This is a genomic window from Aeromonas sp. S9(2024) (assembly GCF_041403185.1).
Lineage (GTDB): Bacteria > Pseudomonadota > Gammaproteobacteria > Enterobacterales > Aeromonadaceae > Aeromonas > Aeromonas enteropelogenes.
Genome location: NZ_JBGLRE010000002.1, coordinates 56,265 through 75,798, shown reverse-complemented (window position 1 = coordinate 75,798; position 19,534 = coordinate 56,265). Strand labels below are relative to the sequence as shown.

General features: G+C 60.9%; 22 protein-coding genes and 1 riboswitch. Of the genes, 18 read left to right on the top strand and 4 right to left on the bottom strand.

Annotation, left to right across the window (positions count from 1 at the left end):
- Positions 1-39: 39 nt before the first annotated feature.
- Both narL and narQ read right to left on the bottom strand, forming a co-directional pair.
- Positions 40-678 carry a two-component system response regulator NarL gene (narL, locus tag ACB028_RS03650; protein ID WP_026455821.1) on the bottom strand — a complete coding sequence of 213 codons (639 nt, stop codon included), beginning with the start codon at positions 676-678 and terminating at the stop codon, positions 40-42.
- On the bottom strand, positions 678-2,390 hold the full coding sequence (gene narQ, locus ACB028_RS03645; RefSeq protein WP_042072842.1) for a nitrate/nitrite two-component system sensor histidine kinase NarQ: 1,713 nt from the start codon (positions 2,388-2,390) through the stop codon (positions 678-680). The genes narL and narQ overlap by 1 nt, the downstream gene beginning before the upstream one ends.
- A 78-nt stretch (positions 2,391-2,468) precedes the next feature.
- A riboswitch (molybdenum cofactor riboswitch) is annotated at positions 2,469-2,609 on the top strand.
- Between narQ and moaA the strand changes: the two genes are divergently transcribed.
- The 18 genes from moaA to ACB028_RS03555 all read left to right on the top strand — a co-directional run bounded on the left by moaA (position 2,597) and on the right by ACB028_RS03555 (position 17,292).
- Positions 2,597-3,577: a GTP 3',8-cyclase MoaA gene (gene moaA, locus ACB028_RS03640; RefSeq protein WP_042027477.1), complete on the top strand. Its 981-nt coding sequence runs from the start codon at positions 2,597-2,599 to the stop codon at positions 3,575-3,577. (Overlaps the previous riboswitch by 13 nt.)
- 265 nt (positions 3,578-3,842) lie before the next feature.
- Positions 3,843-4,352 (top strand): ferredoxin-type protein NapF, encoded by a 510-nt coding sequence (gene napF, locus ACB028_RS03635; RefSeq protein WP_371143527.1) that lies wholly within the window; start codon positions 3,843-3,845, stop codon positions 4,350-4,352.
- Positions 4,353-4,381: 29 nt separating this feature from the next.
- Complete coding sequence (locus ACB028_RS03630) at positions 4,382-4,651, top strand: chaperone NapD (protein ID WP_026455825.1); 270 nt, start codon at positions 4,382-4,384, stop codon at positions 4,649-4,651.
- On the top strand, positions 4,648-7,137 hold the full coding sequence (gene napA / locus ACB028_RS03625) for a nitrate reductase catalytic subunit NapA (RefSeq protein ID WP_042027475.1): 2,490 nt from the start codon (positions 4,648-4,650) through the stop codon (positions 7,135-7,137). The genes ACB028_RS03630 and napA overlap by 4 nt, the downstream gene beginning before the upstream one ends.
- 15 nt (positions 7,138-7,152) lie before the next feature.
- Positions 7,153-7,887: a ferredoxin-type protein NapG gene (napG, locus tag ACB028_RS03620; protein ID WP_201940998.1), complete on the top strand. Its 735-nt coding sequence runs from the start codon at positions 7,153-7,155 to the stop codon at positions 7,885-7,887.
- The gene (gene napH / locus ACB028_RS03615) at positions 7,884-8,759 is read left to right on the top strand and encodes a quinol dehydrogenase ferredoxin subunit NapH (protein WP_042027474.1); all 876 of its coding nucleotides are present in this window, start codon (positions 7,884-7,886) and stop codon (positions 8,757-8,759) included. The genes napG and napH overlap by 4 nt, the downstream gene beginning before the upstream one ends.
- Entirely contained in the window at positions 8,759-9,214 is a 456-nt protein-coding gene (locus tag ACB028_RS03610) for a nitrate reductase cytochrome c-type subunit (protein WP_042027472.1), read from the top strand. Before napH ends, ACB028_RS03610 begins: the two co-directional genes overlap by 1 nt.
- Positions 9,215-9,225: 11 nt before the next feature.
- Positions 9,226-9,816 carry a cytochrome c3 family protein gene (locus ACB028_RS03605; RefSeq protein WP_042027471.1) on the top strand — a complete coding sequence of 197 codons (591 nt, stop codon included), beginning with the start codon at positions 9,226-9,228 and terminating at the stop codon, positions 9,814-9,816.
- Between the two features lie 256 nt (positions 9,817-10,072).
- Positions 10,073-10,579: a molybdenum cofactor biosynthesis protein B gene (gene moaB, locus ACB028_RS03600; RefSeq protein WP_026458449.1), complete on the top strand. Its 507-nt coding sequence runs from the start codon at positions 10,073-10,075 to the stop codon at positions 10,577-10,579.
- A gap of 23 nt (positions 10,580-10,602) precedes the next feature.
- Positions 10,603-11,097 (top strand): cyclic pyranopterin monophosphate synthase MoaC, encoded by a 495-nt coding sequence (gene moaC, locus ACB028_RS03595; RefSeq protein WP_124240427.1) that lies wholly within the window; start codon positions 10,603-10,605, stop codon positions 11,095-11,097.
- On the top strand, positions 11,094-11,339 hold the full coding sequence (moaD, locus tag ACB028_RS03590) for a molybdopterin synthase sulfur carrier subunit (protein ID WP_061475784.1): 246 nt from the start codon (positions 11,094-11,096) through the stop codon (positions 11,337-11,339). Before moaC ends, moaD begins: the two co-directional genes overlap by 4 nt.
- 99 nt (positions 11,340-11,438) lie before the next feature.
- Positions 11,439-11,933, top strand: coding sequence for a molybdopterin synthase catalytic subunit MoaE (gene moaE / locus ACB028_RS03585; protein ID WP_371143526.1), 495 nt, complete (start codon positions 11,439-11,441; stop codon positions 11,931-11,933).
- Positions 11,934-12,000: 67 nt separating this feature from the next.
- Positions 12,001-12,726 carry a molybdate ABC transporter substrate-binding protein gene (modA, locus tag ACB028_RS03580; RefSeq protein WP_042027463.1) on the top strand — a complete coding sequence of 242 codons (726 nt, stop codon included), beginning with the start codon at positions 12,001-12,003 and terminating at the stop codon, positions 12,724-12,726.
- A 21-nt stretch (positions 12,727-12,747) separates the two neighbouring features.
- Positions 12,748-13,428 carry a molybdate ABC transporter permease subunit gene (modB, locus tag ACB028_RS03575; RefSeq protein ID WP_026457496.1) on the top strand — a complete coding sequence of 227 codons (681 nt, stop codon included), beginning with the start codon at positions 12,748-12,750 and terminating at the stop codon, positions 13,426-13,428.
- Positions 13,425-14,480: a molybdenum ABC transporter ATP-binding protein gene (gene modC / locus ACB028_RS03570; RefSeq protein ID WP_371143525.1), complete on the top strand. Its 1,056-nt coding sequence runs from the start codon at positions 13,425-13,427 to the stop codon at positions 14,478-14,480. Before modB ends, modC begins: the two co-directional genes overlap by 4 nt.
- Positions 14,481-14,565: 85 nt before the next feature.
- A complete protein-coding gene (locus tag ACB028_RS03565) occupies positions 14,566-15,342 on the top strand; it encodes an alpha/beta fold hydrolase (RefSeq protein WP_371143524.1) in 777 nt (258 codons plus the stop codon).
- A 104-nt stretch (positions 15,343-15,446) separates the two neighbouring features.
- Entirely contained in the window at positions 15,447-16,490 is a 1,044-nt protein-coding gene (parM, locus tag ACB028_RS03560) for a plasmid segregation protein ParM domain-containing protein (RefSeq protein WP_223378403.1), read from the top strand.
- Positions 16,483-17,292 carry a hypothetical protein gene (locus tag ACB028_RS03555; RefSeq protein ID WP_223378401.1) on the top strand — a complete coding sequence of 270 codons (810 nt, stop codon included), beginning with the start codon at positions 16,483-16,485 and terminating at the stop codon, positions 17,290-17,292. Before parM ends, ACB028_RS03555 begins: the two co-directional genes overlap by 8 nt.
- 81 nt (positions 17,293-17,373) lie before the next feature.
- On the opposite strand, the gene moeB is transcribed toward ACB028_RS03555, so the two are convergent.
- Positions 17,374-18,129: a molybdopterin-synthase adenylyltransferase MoeB gene (moeB, locus tag ACB028_RS03550; RefSeq protein ID WP_371143523.1), complete on the bottom strand. Its 756-nt coding sequence runs from the start codon at positions 18,127-18,129 to the stop codon at positions 17,374-17,376.
- Positions 18,126-19,352 carry a molybdopterin molybdotransferase MoeA gene (moeA, locus tag ACB028_RS03545; RefSeq protein ID WP_302056702.1) on the bottom strand — a complete coding sequence of 409 codons (1,227 nt, stop codon included), beginning with the start codon at positions 19,350-19,352 and terminating at the stop codon, positions 18,126-18,128. Before moeA ends, moeB begins: the two co-directional genes overlap by 4 nt.
- Between the last annotated feature and the right edge of the window lie 182 nt (positions 19,353-19,534).

The window sequence follows — 19,534 nt, the reverse complement described above, 5'->3', positions numbered from 1 at the left end:
AAGCCACCTGAAGGTGGCTTTTAGGGGGAAGGAAGGCGCTTAGTTGCGCTGCTCCAGATACATGACGGCCGCTTCCACGCGGCTTTGCGCCTCGAGTTTCTTCAGCAGGCTCTTTACATGCACCTTGACCGTGCCTTCGGAGATATGGAGCACGGAAGCCACCTGTTTGTTGGAGAGTCCCTTTGCAATTTCGCGCAGGATTTGCATTTCGCGACGCGTGAGGCTTTCGAGTTTCTGCTGCAGGTGATCCAGCTCGTAGATGTTCTCGAGGTAGGGACGCAGCGGCTCGCTCAGGATCTGCTTGCCGGTCATCACGTCGGCCAGCTGGGCCAGCAGCAGGTCGGGTTCGGTATCCTTGAGCAGGTAACCATCGGCGCCGGCCTTGAGCAGGGCCACCACGTCCTGGCGAGCATCGGAGACGGTCAGAATAACTACCCGCGAGGTGATCTCCTCGGCACGCAACGCCTTGAGGGTGTCGAGGCCGGATAGCCCTTTCATGTTGAGATCAAGCAGGATCAGATCCGGTTCGGATTCTTTGGCAAGGGCAACGGCATCGGTACCATTGGAAGCTTCGCCGGTGACATCCATGTTCTCTTCCAGAGCCAGCAACTGCACAATCCCTTTGCGCATGAGGGGATGGTCATCTACGACCAGAACACTGTATTTCATCACGTCCATCAAGCGTCTCTCGTTAGACTGGTGGGAAAAGTCAGATGCACCCGGGTGCCTTGTGGCTGCAGTTCACTGATGGTCAGCAGGCCATGCAGCTTGCTGGCGCGCTCGTTCATAATGCTCAAACCGTAGTGGTTGATCGCTGAGCTGGCGAGACCAATACCGACACCGTCATCTGAAATTTGAACCTCAATGTTACCATCGGCGAGGGTCTGACAGCTAACATCAATCACTTGTGCATGGGCATGTTTGATGGCATTGAGCACTGCCTCACGGATAAGCTGCAGGATATGAATATGTTGGCCAGCCTCCAGATCCGTGTCGGACAGACCATAATGAAGCCGGATCTCTGCCGTGGTCTGGGGCTGCAGTTGTTCCAGCATGACCCGGATGGCTTCACCCAGATTGGCATCTCCTATGGTAAGGCGGAAGGTGCCGAGCAGTTCGCGCAGTTGGGTATAGGCGTTGCTGAGCCCTTCGTCGATCTGCTGCATCGCCTCCAGTGCTTTCTCCTGCTGGCCCTTGGCATGGGAGCGCTTGAGCAGGGTGGACTGGATCTTGAGGTAGGAGAGGGCCTGAGCCAGCGAGTCGTGCAGTTCGCGGGCGATGACGGCGCGCTCTTCCATCAATAGCAATCTTTGCTGTTGCAGCAGGGTCTGATCCTTGTGCAGCACCTGGGCCAGCAACATGGTGAAGTTCTTGATGAGGCGTTCGTCGATGGGATGCTGACTGATGATATCGAGCCGGCCAAACTCCTGCTCATCCATCTGCAGATAGAAGCTGGCTACCGCGTCGAGATCCCCGGGCCAGCCAGTGCGACCGGAAAGGTAAACCGGCATGACGTTGTTCTCGAAACGGGTCAGGCGGATGTAATCGATATGCTGGTGGGCCGCGGCGCGATCCAGCAGCTTGATAAGCGTGCGGGTACTGAGCGGGGCCGTGTGCAGCTTCTGGGCCGTGCTGTATAGAAACGAAAGGGTGTCGTTGGCCTGCTGCAGCTTGGCCGTTTTCTCCTCGACCTTGTTCTCCAGCTCCCGATAGAGTTTGCCAAGCTCGTCCGCCATGGTGCCAAAGGCACGTGACAGTTCTCCCAACTCGTTGTCGCGATGGGCCGGCAGGATCAGATCAAACTCCTGGCGCTGGATCTGGCGGGCGCAATAAACCAGCTGATTGAGGGGGGCCACTACCTGTTGGCGGGTAAAGCGCACCGTGAACCAGGCGATGGTAATGATGGAGAGCAACCCCAGCCCTTCGGCCAGTGCCAGCATGCGTACCTTGAACTCCACGTGGTATTGCATCTGGTTGACGAAATTGTCGATGGCCGCCACAAATTTTTCGGTGTTGTCGGTATATCGTCTGGGAGTCCGATCTTCGATATGTTGGCGCATCTCCTGCCACTGGCTGACCACCTCACCATAGGTGCGGCGCAGGGAGGCCGGGGTGATCCAGCGCTGGGTCTCCTGCAACTCCCTGGCATGGAGCGTCTCTTCGAACTGGTTGAGGCGTCCCAGTACGCTCTCACCCTGCTCGATTTCGTAGGCCATTCGGTAGGCCTGCATCCGCAGGGAGCCGGACAGGTTGATCGCCTTGGCGTCGGGTACCGAATAGAACAGGGTGACCATGGCGACCAGCGCGATCAAACTGGCCATGAAGAGGATCAAAATCATGGATCGGCCGATGGCACTGCTGACCGAGCGGACCCTGAACCGTTTTTGCATGATGCCAAAAGTCTCCGGAATGTGTGGATTACCTCTTTAGTTGCGTGGGAGTGTACTCCAACTTGTGTTAGTATCGAAAAACTAGATGAACTCCGAGCGGTTTTGCCTAAGTCCTTGAGATAGGGGGAAACCAGCCGTCAGCCGATGTTCGAGCTGTAAGGGTCAGGAAAGAAATGCCCTGGCCTCCCGTATTTGGAAAGGTGTTTATGTCGCCACTTGAAGATGGTTTTTCCCGTCGTTTTTACTATTTGCGCCTGTCGATCACCGACGTGTGCAATTTCCGTTGCACCTATTGCCTGCCGGACGGCTATCGTCCGGAAGGGCGCAAGTCCTTTCTCTCGGTAGACGAGATCCGCCGTGTGGTGAGCGGCTTTGCCGCCATGGGTACCCGCAAGGTGCGCCTGACCGGGGGGGAGCCCTCCCTGCGTCGCGACTTCACTTCGATCATTGAAGCCGTGGCAAGCACCCCGGGCATCGAGAAAGTGGCCATGACCACCAACGGTTATCGTCTCAAGGAGCGGGCCCGCGAGTGGTTTGATGCCGGGCTTTCCGCTCTCAATGTCAGTGTCGACAGCCTGGATCCCCGCCAGTTTCACCAGATCACCGGCGAAAACAAGTTGGCAGAAGTCATGGAGGGGATCGAAGCCGCCCTGGCCGCCGGTTTCAAATCGGTCAAGATCAATGCGGTGCTGCTCAAGGGGCTCAACGACTACCAACTGGATGCCTTTCTGGCCTGGATCAAGCACAAGCCCATCGAGCTGCGCTTCATCGAGCTGATGCAGACCGGTGAGATGGATACCCTGTTCCAGAACCATCATGTCAGCGGTGAGCAGATCAAACAGCGCCTGCTGGAAAGTGGCTGGGTTCAGCAACTGCGCGGCAAGGACGACGGTCCGGCCCAGGTCTTCATGCACCCGGAGTCACAAGGGGGCGTCGGTCTCATCATGCCTTACAGCAAGGATTTCTGTGCTGGTTGCAACCGGCTGCGGGTCTCCTCGGTGGGTAAGTTGCACCTCTGTCTGTTTGGCGACAATGGTGTCGAGCTGCGGGATCTGCTTGGCGCAGACAGCCAGCAGGAGGCGTTGCAACAACGCATTCGCTCGGCGCTCAGTGGCAAGGCGGCGACTCATCGGCTGCATGAAGGGAATGCCGGTGCGACGCCTCATCTGGCATCGATAGGCGGTTAAACCGCTCGCACACCTGACCATCACCACCTACCAAGTGGCTTTTCCCAATGGGGTACAAAATGTGCGCCCATCGAACATTATTGCGCCAAGGGTTTGATCCAGCGCAAGAATCCCCCCTGTTTATCTCCCTGGTGGTATATCCCTGAACTTGTCAGGGTCGCAATATACGCCCAATCTTATAATTGGTATTGCAGATGTCCGTCATCGGACTCGCCCGTGCGCTATTGATCACCAGTGCACTATCTATCACCAGGAAGGAGTCGATATGCCAGAGGGTGTCAACCTGTCACGTCGGGGTCTGTTTCGCGGCCGTTTGACGTCGAAGGAGCCTGGCGTCCAGTTGCCCTGGTCGCTCCCCTGGCCCGACTTCGTAGCCGACTGTACTCGCTGTGGCGACTGCCTGACGGCCTGTCCAGAGCAGATCCTGGTCAAGGGAGATGGCGGCTTCCCCATGGTGGAGTTCCGGCACGGTGAATGTACCTTCTGTGGTGATTGTGTCGCGGCCTGCAAGGCGCCGATTTTTCGTCCGACCACGGAGGCGCCCTGGCAATACATAGCCCATATTGAAGCCAACTGTCTGGCCAATGCCCAGGTGTTTTGCCAGCGCTGCCAGGACAGTTGTGAAACCCGTGCAATCCGCTTTTCCCCCATGCTGGGTCGGGTGCCGACTCCCAGTATTGACGCCGCCTCGTGCACCGGTTGTGGTGCCTGTGTGATGGACTGCCCGGTAGGCAGCATCCGGGTTGGCGCTCCCGGGTCGGAGAACCCAATATGAATCAGGATGTTTGTGAAGCAGGAGCCACAATGACCCAAGAGTTCCACGTATCGAGCCTGGTGGTGCTGACCCAACCCATGTTGCGTCACCGGCTCGCTGAACAGATCGCGGCTTTGGAAGGAGCCGAGGTCCACGCTGTCAGTGAAGAGGGCAAGCTGGTCGTCACCCTGGAAGGTGAGAGCCAGCAACCCATCATGGCGGCTATTGATGCTATTCAGGCGATGCCGGGAGTGTTGTCCGCCGCCCTGATTTACCACCAGTTCGATGAACTCGATAAGCAATGCGAGGATATGTCATGAAGCTGAGTCGACGCGACTTTATGAAGGCCAATGCGGTGGCGGCTGCCGCTGCCGTGGCTGGTGTCAGTGCCCCCGCCATGGCGGCCAATCTGATCACCAGTACCGATAAAACCGCCATCAAATGGGACAAGGCCCCCTGCCGCTTCTGCGGTACCGGCTGCTCCGTGTTGGTGGGTTCCCAGGATGGGCGTGTCGTGGCGACCCAGGGTGACCCCGATGCACCGGTCAACCGTGGCCTCAACTGCATCAAGGGCTACTTCCTCTCCAAGATCATGTATGGCGAGGATCGCCTGACCCAGCCTCTGCTGCGGATGAAGAACGGTCAGTTTGACAAAGATGGTGATTTCGCCCCCATCAGCTGGGATCAAGCCTTCGACATCATGGCCGAGAAGTTCAAGGCCACCCTGAAAGAGAAGGGCCCGACTGCGGTCGGTATGTTCGGTTCCGGCCAGTGGACCGTGTGGGAAGGCTATGCCGCCGCCAAGCTGTTCAAGGCGGGTTTCCGCTCCAACAACATTGACCCCAACGCCCGCCACTGCATGGCATCCGCGGTCGTCGGTTTCATGCGTACCTTCGGCATGGATGAGCCCATGGGCTGCTACGACGATATCGAGCAGGCCGACGCCTTCGTGCTGTGGGGTTCCAACATGGCCGAGATGCACCCCATCCTCTGGTCCCGTATCTCCGATCGCCGTCTCTCCACTCCGGAAGTGCAGGTGCACGTGCTCTCCACCTTCGAGCACCGCAGCTTCGAACTGGCGGACAACGGCATGGTGTTCACGCCCCAGACCGATCTGGCGATCCTCAACTATGTCGCCAACTACATCATCCAGAACGACAAGGTGAACTGGGACTTCGTCAACAAGCACACAGTGTTCAAGAAGGGGGTGACCGATATTGGTTACGGTCTGCGCCCGACCGATCCGCTGCAGCAGAAGGCCAAGAACCCGGATAGCGGCGACGCGACCCCGATGACCTTTGAGGAGTTTGCCAAGTTCGTCGCCGATTACGATGTCGACTCCGTCTCCAAGCTCTCCGGCGTCTCCAAGGACAAGCTGGAAAAACTGGCCCAACTCTATGCCGACCCGAGCAAGAAAGTGGTCTCCTACTGGACCATGGGCTTCAACCAGCACACACGTGGTGTCTGGGCCAACAACCTCTGCTACAACATCCACCTGCTCACCGGCAAGATCTCCGAGCCGGGCAATGGTCCCTTCTCCCTGACCGGTCAGCCCTCTGCCTGCGGTACCGCCCGTGAAGTGGGTACTTTCGCCCACCGTCTGCCGGCGGACATGGTGGTGACCGATCCCAAGCACCGCGCCATCGCCGAAAAAGTCTGGAAACTGCCGGAAGGCACTATTCCCGACAAGGTGGGCTACCACGCCGTGCTGCAGGATCGCATGCTCAAAGACGGCAAGCTCAACGCCTACTGGGTGATGTGCAATAACAACATGCAGGCCGGTCCCAACATGAATCAGGAGCGCCTGCCCGGCTACCGGGATCCGCGCAACTTCATCGTGGTGTCCGATCCCTATCCGACCGTGACAGCCCAAGCAGCCGACCTCATCCTGCCAACTGCCATGTGGGTGGAGAAAGAGGGGGCCTATGGCAACGCCGAACGTCGTACCCAGTTCTGGCACCAGCAGGTCAAGTCTCCGGAAGGGGCCAAATCCGATCTGTGGCAGCTGATGGAGTTCTCCAAGCGCTTCACCGTGGATGAGGTGTGGCCGGCCGAGCTTATTGCCAAGATGCCTGAACTCAAGGGCAAAACCCTGTTCGACGTGCTTTATGCCAACGGTCAGGTCAACAAGTTCCCGAAAGAGCAGAGCAAGGGGGATCTTAACGACGAGGCCGAACACTTTGGCTTCTATGTGCAGAAGGGCTTGTTCGAGGAGTACGCCATCTTCGGTCGTGGCCATGGTCACGATCTGGCACCGTTCGAGCAGTATCACGAAGCGCGCGGCCTGCGCTGGCCTGTGGTGGATGGCAAGGAGACCCTGTGGCGCTATCGCGAAGGGTTTGACCCTTACGTGAAAGCGGGGGAGGGAGTGCGTTTCTATGGCAAACCTGACGGCAAGGCTGTGATTTTCGCGCTGCCGTTCGAGCCTGCCGCCGAATCGCCGGATAAAGAGTACGATCTGTGGCTCTCCACCGGCCGCGTGCTGGAACACTGGCACACCGGCACCATGACCCGCCGTGTCCCCGAGCTCTATCGCGCCTTCCCGGATGCGGTGCTGTTCATGCACCCGGAAGATGCCAAAGCCCGTGGTGTGCGCCGTGGTGAAGAGGTGATTGTCACCTCCCGCCGTGGCGAGGTGAAGACCCGTGTCGAGACCCGTGGTCGCAACCGTCCGCCCAAAGGCCTGGTGTTCATGCCCTTCTTCGACGCGAGCCAGCTGGTCAACAAGCTGACCCTGGACGCCACCGATCCGCTCTCCAAAGAGACGGATTACAAGAAGTGCGCCGTCAAGGTGATGAAGGCCTAAGGCGGGGAGCGAGAGATGAGTCGTAGTCGTCGCCAGTTTCTGGCCGACATGGCCAAGGGGGCCTGTGGTGTGGGCCTGCTTGGTGTGGGGCTGGGCGGCATGGCCCGCCAGCAGGTGGAGGCGGTGCCGGCCCAGGCACTGCGTCCGCCTGCGGCCCTCGATGAAGCTGAGTTTCTCGGTGCCTGTGTGCGCTGCGGGCTCTGCGTCGAGGCCTGCCCCTACGATACCCTCAAGCTTGCCCGGCTGTTTGAGCCCGTCACCACGGGAACGCCCTATTTCAAGGCGCGCAGCGTCCCCTGCGAGATGTGTGACGACATCCCCTGCGTGGTGGCCTGCCCGACCGGGGCGCTGGATCAGGCCATGACCGACATCGATCAGGCGCGGATGGGGGTGGCGGTACTCATCGACCATGAGACCTGCCTCAACTATCTGGGCCTGCGTTGCGATGTCTGTTACCGGGTCTGTCCGCTCATCGACAAGGCGATCACCCTGGATCTGCAACACAACCAGCGTACCGGCAAGCACGCCATGTTCCTGCCCACGGTGCACAGCGATGTCTGCACCGGCTGTGGCAAGTGCGAGCATGCCTGCGTGCTGGAGGAGGCTGCCATCAAGGTGGTGCCCCGTGCCCTTGCCAAGGGGGAGCTGGGCCATCACTACCGGCTTGGCTGGGAAGAGAAACAGAAGGCGGGCAAGTCGCTCATCGGTGAGCGACTGACCCTGCCAACTCGCAAACCGGAGGGACTATGAGCCGTTATCCGGGACAAGAGGCACGGGCGCGTCTCGGCTGGTGGCGGTCACACCGTTTCCTGCTGCTGCGTCGCTTGAGCCAGTTCAGCGTGTTGGGGCTGTTTCTGCTAGGACCGCTGGCCGGCGTGTGGATCTTGAAGGGCAACCTCTCCAGCTCATTGCTGCTGGAGACGGTTCCCTTGACGGATCCCCTCACCCTGCTGCAGTCAGTAGCGGCGGGTCACTGGCCCATCACCACCCTGTGGCTGGGAGCGGCCATCGTGCTGCTGGGGTACTGGCTGGTCGGGGGGCGGGTGTTCTGCTCCTGGGTCTGTCCGGTCAACCTCATCACGGATGCCGCCGCTTGGCTGCGAGCCCGGCTCGGTCTCAAGGGCAATGGCCAGTTCAGCCGCAATACCCGCTACTGGCTGCTGGCCATGGTACTGGTGGCGCCGGCCATCGCCGGCGTACTGGTGTGGGAGCTGGTCAACCCGGTATCCCTTGCCCTGCGTGGCCTGCTGTTCGGCATGGGGGCGGGGTGGATGCTGCTGGCGGTGTTGTTTCTGTTCGATCTGTTCGTGGTGGAGCGCGGCTGGTGTGGTCACCTCTGCCCGGTCGGGGCCTTCTACGCCCTGGTGAACCGGGTCGGTTTTATCAAGATTGCAGCCTCGGGGCGCGAGCGTTGCAGCAACTGCATGGATTGTTATGCAGTCTGTCCCGAGCGCCCCATCCTGCGCGGGCCGGTTCATGGCGCCAAGCGCGGTCACGGGCCCCTGATAGTGGCTCAGGAATGTACCAACTGCGGCCGTTGCATCGATGTCTGCGCGGAGCATGTTTTTGAAATCAAAGTAGGTTTTGCCGTCAAGGCAGAAAAAACATTGGAGAATAACTAATGAAAAAGCTGATTGGAGCAATGCTGGCCTGCCTGATGGCGGGTTCCTTGATGGCTGCCACCTCCGAGATCACCAACAGCACCGGGGGGATCAAGTCTGAGCGGGGGTCTACCGATCTGGTGACCGAGGCGGCGCCGGCCCCCCTGAAGAACTTTCGCAAGGATGGCGACAGCTATGATCGCCAATATATCCATCAGCCGCCGCTGATCCCCCATGATATCCGCAACTACGAGGTGGATAACAAGGTCAACAAGTGCCTGGCGTGCCACAGCTTCAAGAATGCCACCAGGATGAAGGCGCCCAAGATCAGCCCGACTCACTTCGAGACCCGTGATGGCAGCACGTTGGGTGAAGTCTCCCCGCGTCGCTACTTCTGCCTGCAGTGCCACGTACCGCAAGCCGATGCCAAGCCGCTGGTGGAGAATACCTTCAAGCCGGTTGAAGCCCTGAACTGAGGAGCCCATAGATGAAATTACCCGGTTTTTTGCAGCGACTGTGGACCACCTTCAAGTCTCCCTCGAAGGCCGCCCTCTGGGTGCTGCTGATGATGGGTTTCTTTGGCGGGGTCATCTTCTGGGGCGGCTTCAACACCGCCATGGAAGCGTCCAACACCGAAGCCTTCTGTACCAGTTGCCACGAGATGCGCGACAACGTCTACGTGGAGTACCGTGATACCATCCACTACGCCAACCGTTCCGGCGTGCGCGCCAGCTGCCCGGATTGCCACGTGCCCCATGAGTGGACCTACAAGATCATTCGCAAGGTGCAGGCGTCCAAGGAGCTGTGGGGCAAGCTCACCGGCAAGGTGGACACCCGCGAGAAGTTCGAGTCGCACCGACGCGAGATGGCCGAGCGGGAGTGGAAACGGATGAAGGATACGGATTCGAGAGAGTGCCGTAACTGTCACAACTTCGAATACATGGACTTCTCCCTGCAAGGGCAGCGCGCTGCCAAGATGCACTCGACCAACCTGGCCAGTGGCGAGAATACCTGTATCGACTGTCACAAGGGGATAGCGCACCAGCTCCCGGACATGACAGGGGTGAAGGGTTTCTAACCCACAAGACGCAGGCCGGATTTATCCGGCCTGCGTCTTTTTTTTGCCAACCGGTGGGGTAAAGGACGGTTTTGTGAACCCTTTAGACCCATATCCAGTGAAACCTTTGATAGAATCAGCCCACCGTGCAGGATCCCGAGTGAACAAATGCTGGTGATTGAACCTGGTTGTTCCCGTCAACACGCCAGGGGGCAGCCCCGGGCTCCTCGCCCTTTTCTCATATTTCTCACGGTTTATAGCTAACAGGAGCTGCCCGATGGGACAGAAACATAACGAATTTATTCCCCTCAAGATCGCCGTGCTGACGGTCTCCAACAGCCGCACCGCCGCCGAAGACAGCTCGGGTGACTACCTGGTTTCGGCGTTGAGCGAGGCGGGACATCAGCTGGCTGATCGGGCGCTGCTCGCCGACGATCTCTATCAGATCCGCTCCCGGGTCAGCCAGTGGATTGCCGATGAAGGCATCCAGGTGGTACTGGTCAATGGCGGCACCGGTTTTAACGATCAGAACCGGGTGCCTGAAGCGGTCGGCGTGCTGTTCGACCGCACCGTCAAAGGTTTTGGCGAGTTGTTTCGCCAGCTCTCGTTTGCCGAGATCAAGGGCTCAGCCATGCAGAGCCGCGCCCTCGCCGGGTTGGCCAATCGCACCCTGATCTGCTGCCTGCCCGGTTCGACCGGTGCCTGCCGCCTGGGGTGGGAGAAGCTTATCCGCGATCAGCTCGATGCCCGCACCAAGCCGTGCAATTTTGTCTCCCATCTTTGAACACCTGCATGAAAGGGATAGTGATGAACCTGACCCATCTCAACCAAAGCGGCGAAGCCCACATGGTGGACGTGACCGACAAGCAGGTCACCGAGCGTGAGGCGCGCGCCGAGGCGTTTGTTGCCATGGCCCCCGAGACCCTGGCCCTGATCCTGAGCGGCCAGCACCATAAAGGGGATGTGTTCGCCACCGCCCGCATCGCTGGCATCATGGCGGCCAAGAAAACCTCGGATCTGATCCCCCTTTGCCACCCACTGGCGCTCACCAAGGTGGAGGTAGAAATTGCTCCGCTGCCCGAGCAGAACCGGGTGCATATCCGCACCCTGTGCAAACTCGCCGGCAAGACGGGGGTGGAGATGGAAGCGCTTACCGCCGCGTCGGTAGCGGCCCTCACCATCTACGACATGTGCAAGGCGGTACAAAAAGACATGGTGATCGAGCAGGTTCGCCTGGTTGAGAAACGGGGTGGCAAATCCGGCCACTTCCAGGTCGGTGACAACAGAGGAGAGCAGGCATGATCAAGGTACTGTTTTTTGCCCAGGTCAGGGAGCTGGTAGCATGCGACGAGCTGACCCTGCCCTGCGACTATGCCACTGCCGAGGCGCTGCGTGCCGCCCTGTGCGAGCGCGGTGACAAGTGGGCGCTGGCGCTGGAGGAGGGCAAGCTGCTGGTGGCGGTCAACCAGACTCTGGTGCCCCTTGCCACCGAGCTTCACGACGGCGATGAAGTGGCCTTCTTCCCCCCCGTGACCGGAGGTTAAGGATGCGCGAGATAATGACAGTGGATCGCATCACTGGGCTGTGCGGTGGCGACGAAGTGGCCTTCTTCCCTCTCCTTCCCGTAACGACCGGAGGCTGACATGAGCCAGACAAGCACCACGGATCGCATCCTGGTCCAGCGGGCCGATTTTTCGCTGGCCGATGAGTATGCCCACCTCGCCACTCGCGCCGACACTGGCGCCATCGTCACCTTCGTGGGCAAGGTGCGTGATTTCAATCAGGGGGAGGAGGTCAAGGGGCTGGCCCTCGAGCACTATCCCGGCATGACCGAGAAGGCGCTGATCGAGATCGTGGCCGAAGCGCGCCGCCGCTGGCCTCTGCAGGAGTGCACCCTCATCCACCGCATCGGCGAGCTGATGCTAGGCGATCAAATCGTGTTGGTGGCGGTGAGCAGTGCCCATCGCGAGGCGGCCTTCGATGCCTGTCACTTCATCATGGATTTTCTGAAAACGCGCGCCCCCTTCTGGAAAAAAGAGCTGACCGCTGACGGGGTCAAGCGCTGGGTCGACGCGAAAGAGAGCGACAATGCGGCCGCCGCCCGCTGGCAGCAGCCCGGGTCGCAACGAGAGGAGTAGGTTCGCCGAGAACCATGGCTCCTATTTCCGGGCCGGGCCATGCCAGACCCGCATCAGGAGGAAAGAAATGAAACCGCTGTTATCTGTATTGGTGTTGGGAGTCTGTGCCGGTGCGCTGCACAGTGCTGAGGTGCAGGCAGACGAGGTGAAGGTGGCCGTGGCAGCCAACTTCAAGGGAACGCTGGAGCGTATTGGCCAGGAGTTCACCGCCAAGACCGGCCACCAGGTGACCATCTCTTCGGCCGCAACCGGCGTGCTCTACACCCAGATAAGCCATGGTGCACCGTTCGATCTCTTCCTCTCCGCCGACGTGGCCACCCCGCAGAAGCTGGAGAAAGAGGGCAAGGGCAGCGAGCGCTTCACCTACGCCATTGGCCAGCTGGGGCTGTGGAAGAAAGGGGGCCCCGCACCGGATGAGGCTCAGCTTCGCGCCTGGCAGGGCAACCTGGCCATCGCCAACCCGCGTACCGCTCCCTATGGCGCCGCTGCCATGGCGACCCTCGAGAGTCTCAAGATCGATCCCAAGCAGTACCGTGTGCTGACCGGGGCCAACATCAGCCAGACCTGGCAGTTTGTCGACACAGGTAATGCCGAAATGGGCTTCGTGGCCTGGGCCAACCTGGTTGAAGCGGGTAAAACCGGCGAAGCCTGGGCTGTGCCACAGAACCTCTATCCTGCCATCGAGCAGCAGGGGCTGGTGCTCAAAAAAGGTGAGGCCGTGGACGCTCTGGTCGCTTGGCTCAAGGGGCCGGGTCAGAACACCATCAAGGAGGCGGGTTATGCCCTGCCTTGATATTCATGACGAGTGTCATTCATGAGTGAAGGGGATCTGCTGGCGGTCTGGTTGACCCTGAAACTGGCGGCCAGTACCACGGGCATCCTGCTCTTGCTGTCGCCGCCGTTGGCCTGGTGGCTGTCGCGCAGCCAGAACCGGTTGCGCCCCCTGGTGGAAGCACTGGTGGCCCTGCCGCTGGTGCTGCCGCCGACCGTGCTCGGTTTCTATCTGCTACTCGCCTTCTCCCCTGAATACGGGCTGGGGGCATGGTGGCGCCACACCTTCGGGGCACCACTTGCCTTCAGCTTCACCGGCCTGTTGTTTGCGTCGATCCTCTACTCGCTCCCTTTCGTGGTGCAGCCGCTCACCTCCGCCTTCGTCAACATGGGCAACAAGGAGCTGGAGGCTGCTGCCACCTTGGGGCTGGGACCCTGGGAGCGCTTCTTCCAGATCATCTTGCCGATGACGCTGCCCAGCTTCGTGATGGCGGCGGCGCTCGGCTTTGCCCACACCCTGGGGGAGTTCGGCGTGGTGTTGATGATTGGGGGCAACATCCCCGGTGAAACCCAGGTGCTCTCCATCGCCCTGTTCGACCATGTGGAGGCGATGGACTACCAGAACGCCCACTATCTGGCGGGCGGGCTGATGGGTTTCTCCCTGGTGATGCTGGTATTGGTGTACGGGGTGCTGCAGCGCCGTCAGCGGAGACTGTTTGGATGAGCCTGCAATTCAAAGCTCGCCGTGCCTTCGGCCCCTTTACCCTTGACTGCGAACTCGCTCTCGAACTGGGGGGGATCCTCGGTCTGTTCGGTCCTTCCGGCTGTGGCAAGAGTACCTTGCTGCGGATCATTGCCGGGCTGGATTGCCAGCCGTGCGACCGCCTGCACTGGCGAGGACACGAGCTGGCTCCCCTGCTGCCCGAGATGCGTCGCATCGGCCTGGTGTTTCAGGACTCGCGACTCTTTCCCCACATGACAGTGCTGGGCAACTTGCAACTGGCGGCGCGCAAGGGGCGCGGCCGCTGGCAGCCGCAGGTGCTGGCCGAGCGGCTCGGGTTTGCCGAGCTGCTTAGCCAGCCGGCCCATGCGCTTTCCGGTGGCCAGCGCCAGCGGGTGGCGCTCGGGCGGGCGCTCTTGGCCGAGCCTGATTTGCTGCTGCTCGACGAGCCTTTCTCGGCGCTGGATCGGCGCAGCCGCATCCATCAGGCCCATGTGCTCAAGGGGCTGCAGCGAGAGAGCGGCATCCCGATGATCTTCGTCAGCCATGCCATGGAGGAGGTGAGCCTCTTGTGTGATCAGCTGGTGTTGCTGGAGGGGGGCAGGGTGGAGGCGCAGGGCCGGCCGAGCGAGATCTTCGCCCGCACCGATCTGTCGCTCGCCAGTCGCGACGATGCTGGTGTCATGCTCGATGCCACTCTGGCCCACTACGATGACGACGAGCAGATGGCAACCCTGCAACTGGGGGAGCAGACCCTGAGGGTCACCATGTCTCATGCGCCGGACGAGGTTGGCCCGTTGCAGATCAAGGTGGCGGGACGGGACGTGGTGATCGCCACCGCCCCCATCGAGTACTCCAGTCTCTCCAACTGTCTGGTTACCCGCCTGCTGGCGCTGCGCGAAGTGCGCCCCGGCCAGACCCTGTTGCAGTTGGCGCTGGGGGAGCAGATACTGCTGGCCCGGATCACCAGCCGCTCGGCAAACCGGCTGGCGCTGGAACCGGATCAGCGGATATACGCTTATATCAAGGCGGTCAGCCTGGTCAGTGAAGGCTGACCAGCAGGTTTTCTGCACTGTGTGATGCCAAGGGTGTGATGACAACGGACAGGCATCAGGGGATGAGTCGAGAGGCAACAGACGGATGCGTCGCAATCAGGTAATCAAATTCAACGGCCTGGCCCTGCGCAGTGTGGGGGAGGGGCCCTTGTTGCTGCTGCTGCATGGGCTGGGCTCCTCCAGCCTCGACTGGCAGGCGCAGATGGAGCGTTTTTCCGAACGCTATCGAGTCGTGGCCATCGATCTGCGCGGTCACGGCCAGAGCATGCAGGAGGGGCCGTTTGACGTGCCCACTCTGGCGGCCGACGTGCTGGCATGGCTCGATGCACAGCCTGGGCCTGCCTGGGTGGTGGGGCTCTCCCTGGGGGCCATGGTGGCGCTGGAGCTGGCGCTGCAACGGCCCGACAAGGTGAGCGGTCTGGTACTGGTCAACGGCTTTAGCGAGTTTTTGCTGGATACGCCGAAAGAGCAGGAGCGCTATGCCCAGCGCCTCAAGTGGTTGCGCTGGTTCGGCATGCGGCCGCTGGCCTGGTGGCTGGGGCGGGAGCTCTTTCCCGGCCCGGATCTGGCCCAGGTGCGCCACACCTTCCGGCTGCGTTTCGTGCGCAACCGCAAGAAGATTTACAAGGCGCTGCTGGAGGCCTTGCCCGGCTGGTCAGTGCGATCCCGCCTCGGCCAGATCTGGCAGCCGGTGGCCATCATCTCCACCAGTCACGACTATCTGCCGCTGGCCAGACGGGTTGAGCAGTTCGCTGCCCTGCCCAATGCCACCATTCACACCCCCAATGGTCATCATGCCTGGCCGGCGGAAGATCCTTCCGGGTTCAATCAATTGCTTCACCGGATTCTAGAAATTCATTAAACTTGTCGCTTTTTTTAGCCGTGTATGTCTTGGCCCGCTTCCCTTGCCACTGGCAAAAGGCAACGGAAGCGGGCTCAATTTGCTTTTAAAACAGGTATTTCCTCATGTCTGAAGTAATGAAAATGGCCATCGATGATGGTTCGACCAACGTCAAGGTGAGCTGGATTGAGAACAAGGTGCTCAAGACCATCATCTCTCCCAACTCTTTTCGCAAGGATTGGAAGAGTGCCGCATTGCGCAAGGACAAGAAGATCTACAACTACGAAATAGGCAACACCAAGTACACCTATGACGCCACCTCCGACAAGTCGCTGGCAACGACTCACGTGGAGTACCAGTACGACGATCTGAACCTGCTCTCCGTGCACCATGCCCTGCTGCAGACCGGCGTGACCCCCTGTGACGTGGCCATCACGGTAACCCTGCCCATCACCGAGTTCTACAACCCGGATGACTGTCAGCGCAATGAAGAGAAGATCGAGAAGAAGCGCCGCAACCTGATGCGTGACATCAGCCTCAACAAGGGTGAGCTGTTCAATATCGTCAGCGTCGAGGTGATGCCGGAGAGCCTGCCTGCCGCCCTGTCCCGCCTCATTGGCTCGGGCTGCAACGAGTTCACCAAGACCCTGGTGATCGACTGCGGTGGTACCACCCTGGACATGGGGATCATCGTCGGTGAATTCGACGACGTCTCCGATGTCTACGGCAACAACGAGATCGGCGTCTCCATGGTGACCGACGCGACCCGCAAGGCGCTGGCGGCGGCGGATAGCGACTCCAGCTATCTGGTGGCCAACGAGTTCATCAAGCGTCGCCACGACATGAGCTTTGTGCGCGACGTGGTGAACGACGAGAGCCAGATCCCGCGCATCCTCGAGAAGATGCAGAACAAGATCGACGAACTGGGCTCCCAGGTCGCCCATGAGGCGAAGAAGTTTGCCAAGAACCCGAACCGGGTCTATCTGGTCGGTGGTGGTGCTTCCCTTATCTATGATGCGATCAAGGCGGCTTATCCGACCCTGGGTGAGCGGGTTGAACTGCTGGACGATGCCCAGGCCGCCTTGGCCCGCGAGATCTGCCTTTACACCACCGAAGAGGACGAGGTCTATCGCGAGGCGCCTGTGATGGCCGAGGTCGCCGATGAGTAGTCAACTCAAGCGCATGACCTTCTCCATCTACATGGATCCGGGTGCGCTGGAGTCTGATCGCTACGCGGTCGGGGTGCTGCAAAACTGGTATCAGCGAGCACGCAAGATCCAGGATGGCAGCGAGGAGTTCGACTTCTCCAAGAGTCGGTTCCACAAGGATATCTATCTCTCCGGCATGTTCATGTATGTGCTGGCCCCGAATCTGTGCAAGGCCATCGCCAATGCCCTGGGGCCGGAGCAGGTGAGCATGACCACCTTGCGCCACGCCTTCGCCAGCTGTGGCTTCTCGCTGGGAGCGGAGGATACGCCATCCTCCGATACCCTGATCGACGAGATAGTGGCCAGATTGGCTCCCCGGCTGGAACAGGGGGACAACCGGGCGCTGGCGGATGAGATAGTCCAGCGTCTGGGCCAGCAGGCTGCGGTGCCGGTACCGGACAACCTGGTGGACGAGATAGTGAGCCGGTTGGGTGAACAGCAGCCCACCGAACTGTGGGATGAGTTGCGCCAAGGGTTGCCGGCCCCTCTGGATCATGATCAGCTGGCCGAGGCCATCGCGGGCAAGTTGCCGGCTGCGGGGACTGAGCCGGATCTGGCTCCCCTCGCCAGCAGCATCCAGCTGCTCTCGCGCCAGCTTGAGGAGCAATCCAGGCTCATTCGCGAGCAACACAGGCTGATCCAGCGCCTGGCCAGTGCGCCTGCTCGCCAGAGCACTGCCACCGAAGCCCCTGAGCCTCTGGTGGAAGATCTTTCGAGCCAGGTGGCCAGCATGAAGAAGGTTAAGGCGAAGGGGATCTTCTGATCCCCCATCGTCATGATGAAGGCCAACAAAAAGCCGACCCCAGGGTCGGCTTTTTGTTGATGCAAAGAGTGGCTGGGCAACTCATTCGTGCGAGCAGACCGGACAGTCTGGCCGTTTGGGTAGCTTCATCTCGCGAAAGCTGCCGCCCAGGCCATCGATCATCAGCAGGCGGCCGCTGTAGCTCTTGCCCATACCGGCCAGCAGCTTGATGGCTTCGAGAGCCTGCAGGCTGCCCACCAGACCGACCACGGGCGCCAGCACCCCGGCCTCGACGCAAGTGAGGGCCTGCTCGCCGAACAGGGCACTGAGGCAGGCATAGCAGGGCTCGCCCTCCTGCCAGGTGAAGCTGCAGATCTGCCCCTCCATCCGGATGGCGGCACCGCTGACCAAGGGCACCCCGTGCTGGCGGGCTTTTTGGTTGAGCAGGTTGCGAATGGTCAGGTTGTCGGTGCAATCGAGCACCAGCTGGTGCCGGGGCAACAGGGTATCGAGCAGCGCCTCGTCGGCGACGGTGGCGTGGGTGTCGACCTTGAGCCAGGGGTTGAGGGCGCGCAGCGCCTGGGCGGCAGAGTCCACCTTGTACTGGCCCACGCGAGCATCTGTGTGCAGCACCTGGCGCTGCAGGTTGGAGAGCTCCACCTTGTCAAAATCCACCAGGGTAAGCTGGCCGACCCCGGCTACTGCGAGATACTGGCTGGCGGCGCAGCCCAGCCCCCCTGCGCCAATCACCAGCACATGGGCCTGCTTGAGCGCCTCCTGCCCCTCGAAGTCGAAGGATTTGAGGATGATCTGGCGGTTGTAGCGCAAGAGCTCGGCGTCAGAGAGGATCTCGCTCACAGCAGCAATCCCCCGAACGGCTCCACGGTGACGGTTTCACCCGCCGCGACCCGACCGCGCTCGCGCTCAAGGACGATGTAGCAGTTGGCCCGCGACAGGGAGCTGAACACGGCGGAGTCCTGGGAGCCGGTGCTGCGCACTTCGAGGCCGTTTGGACCTTGGCAGAGGATACCGCGCTGGAAATCCAGGCGCCCCGGGCTCTTCTTGAGCGGCTCGGCAGCGACAGCCTGGAGCTGGAGCGGGCGCTCGAAACGCTGACCGGCCAGCTTGGCCAGTGCCGGCTGCACCAGCTGATCGAAGGTGACCATGGCGGAGACAGGGTTGCCCGGCAGGCCGAAGAACCAGGCGTGGGGCAGGCGGCCGAAGGCGAACGGTTTGCCCGGCTTGATGGCGAGCTTCCAGAAGCCGATTTCGCCAAGCTCGTCCAGCAGCTGTTTGGTAAAGTCCGCTTCCCCCACCGAGACGCCACCCGTGGTGATCAGCACATCGGCCTCCTGATCGGCCCGGATGAAGGCGGCACGCAGCAGATCCGGGTTGTCGGGCAGGATGCCAAGGTCGAGGCAGTCGCACCCCAGACGCGCCAGCATCGCCTTGACGCCGTAGCGGTTGGAGTCGTAGATGTCGCCGTGAGCGAGCGGGGTACCGACCGGTTTGAGCTCGTCACCTGTGCTGAAGATGGCGACCCTGAGCGGGCGGCGCACGCTGACGGTGGCGATGCCAAGAGAGGCCAGCAGCGGCATCTCCCGAGGGGTGAGGCGGGTGCCGGCGCCGAGCACGCAGGCGCCCTTGGCCATGTCGCTGCCAGCGCGGCGGATGTTCTGGCCCGGCACGGGCTGGCAGAGGAAGGTGATCCGTTCGCCATCGGCCCGGGTCTCTTCTTGCATCACTACGGCATCAGTACCGGCGGGGACGGGAGCCCCCGTCATGATGCGCACGCAGTGGCCGGCGGGCCACTCCCCCTGATAGGGTTGGCCGGCGAAGGCCTTGCCCGCCATGATGAGCGGCGTGCCCGCGGCGAGATCCGCCAGGCGCACGGCATAGCCATCCATGGCGGAGTTGTCGAACGGAGGCACTGAGAGGGGAGAGGCGATATCGTCCGCGAGGATCCGGCCGAGGGCCTCTGGCAGCGGCAGCTGCTCGGTGTCGCAGCAGCAGGCAAGTTGCTCCAGCATCCCTTGCAGGGCATCGCTCAAGGGGAGTAGTCCGCTGGTATCAAATCCCATCGTCATTACCTCTTTCTATGGTTGAGGGCGGGATTATCACAAAAATCCCTGCGGATGGGCAGGTCGTGGCAGGGTAAAAGTGCCCGTTAGACCATAAAGTATGATTAGGAACGCAAGTTGACTTGAATATTGGCGGCAATGGCCGTTTACTATGCCGCCATACCATAAAGGGCCGCCCGATT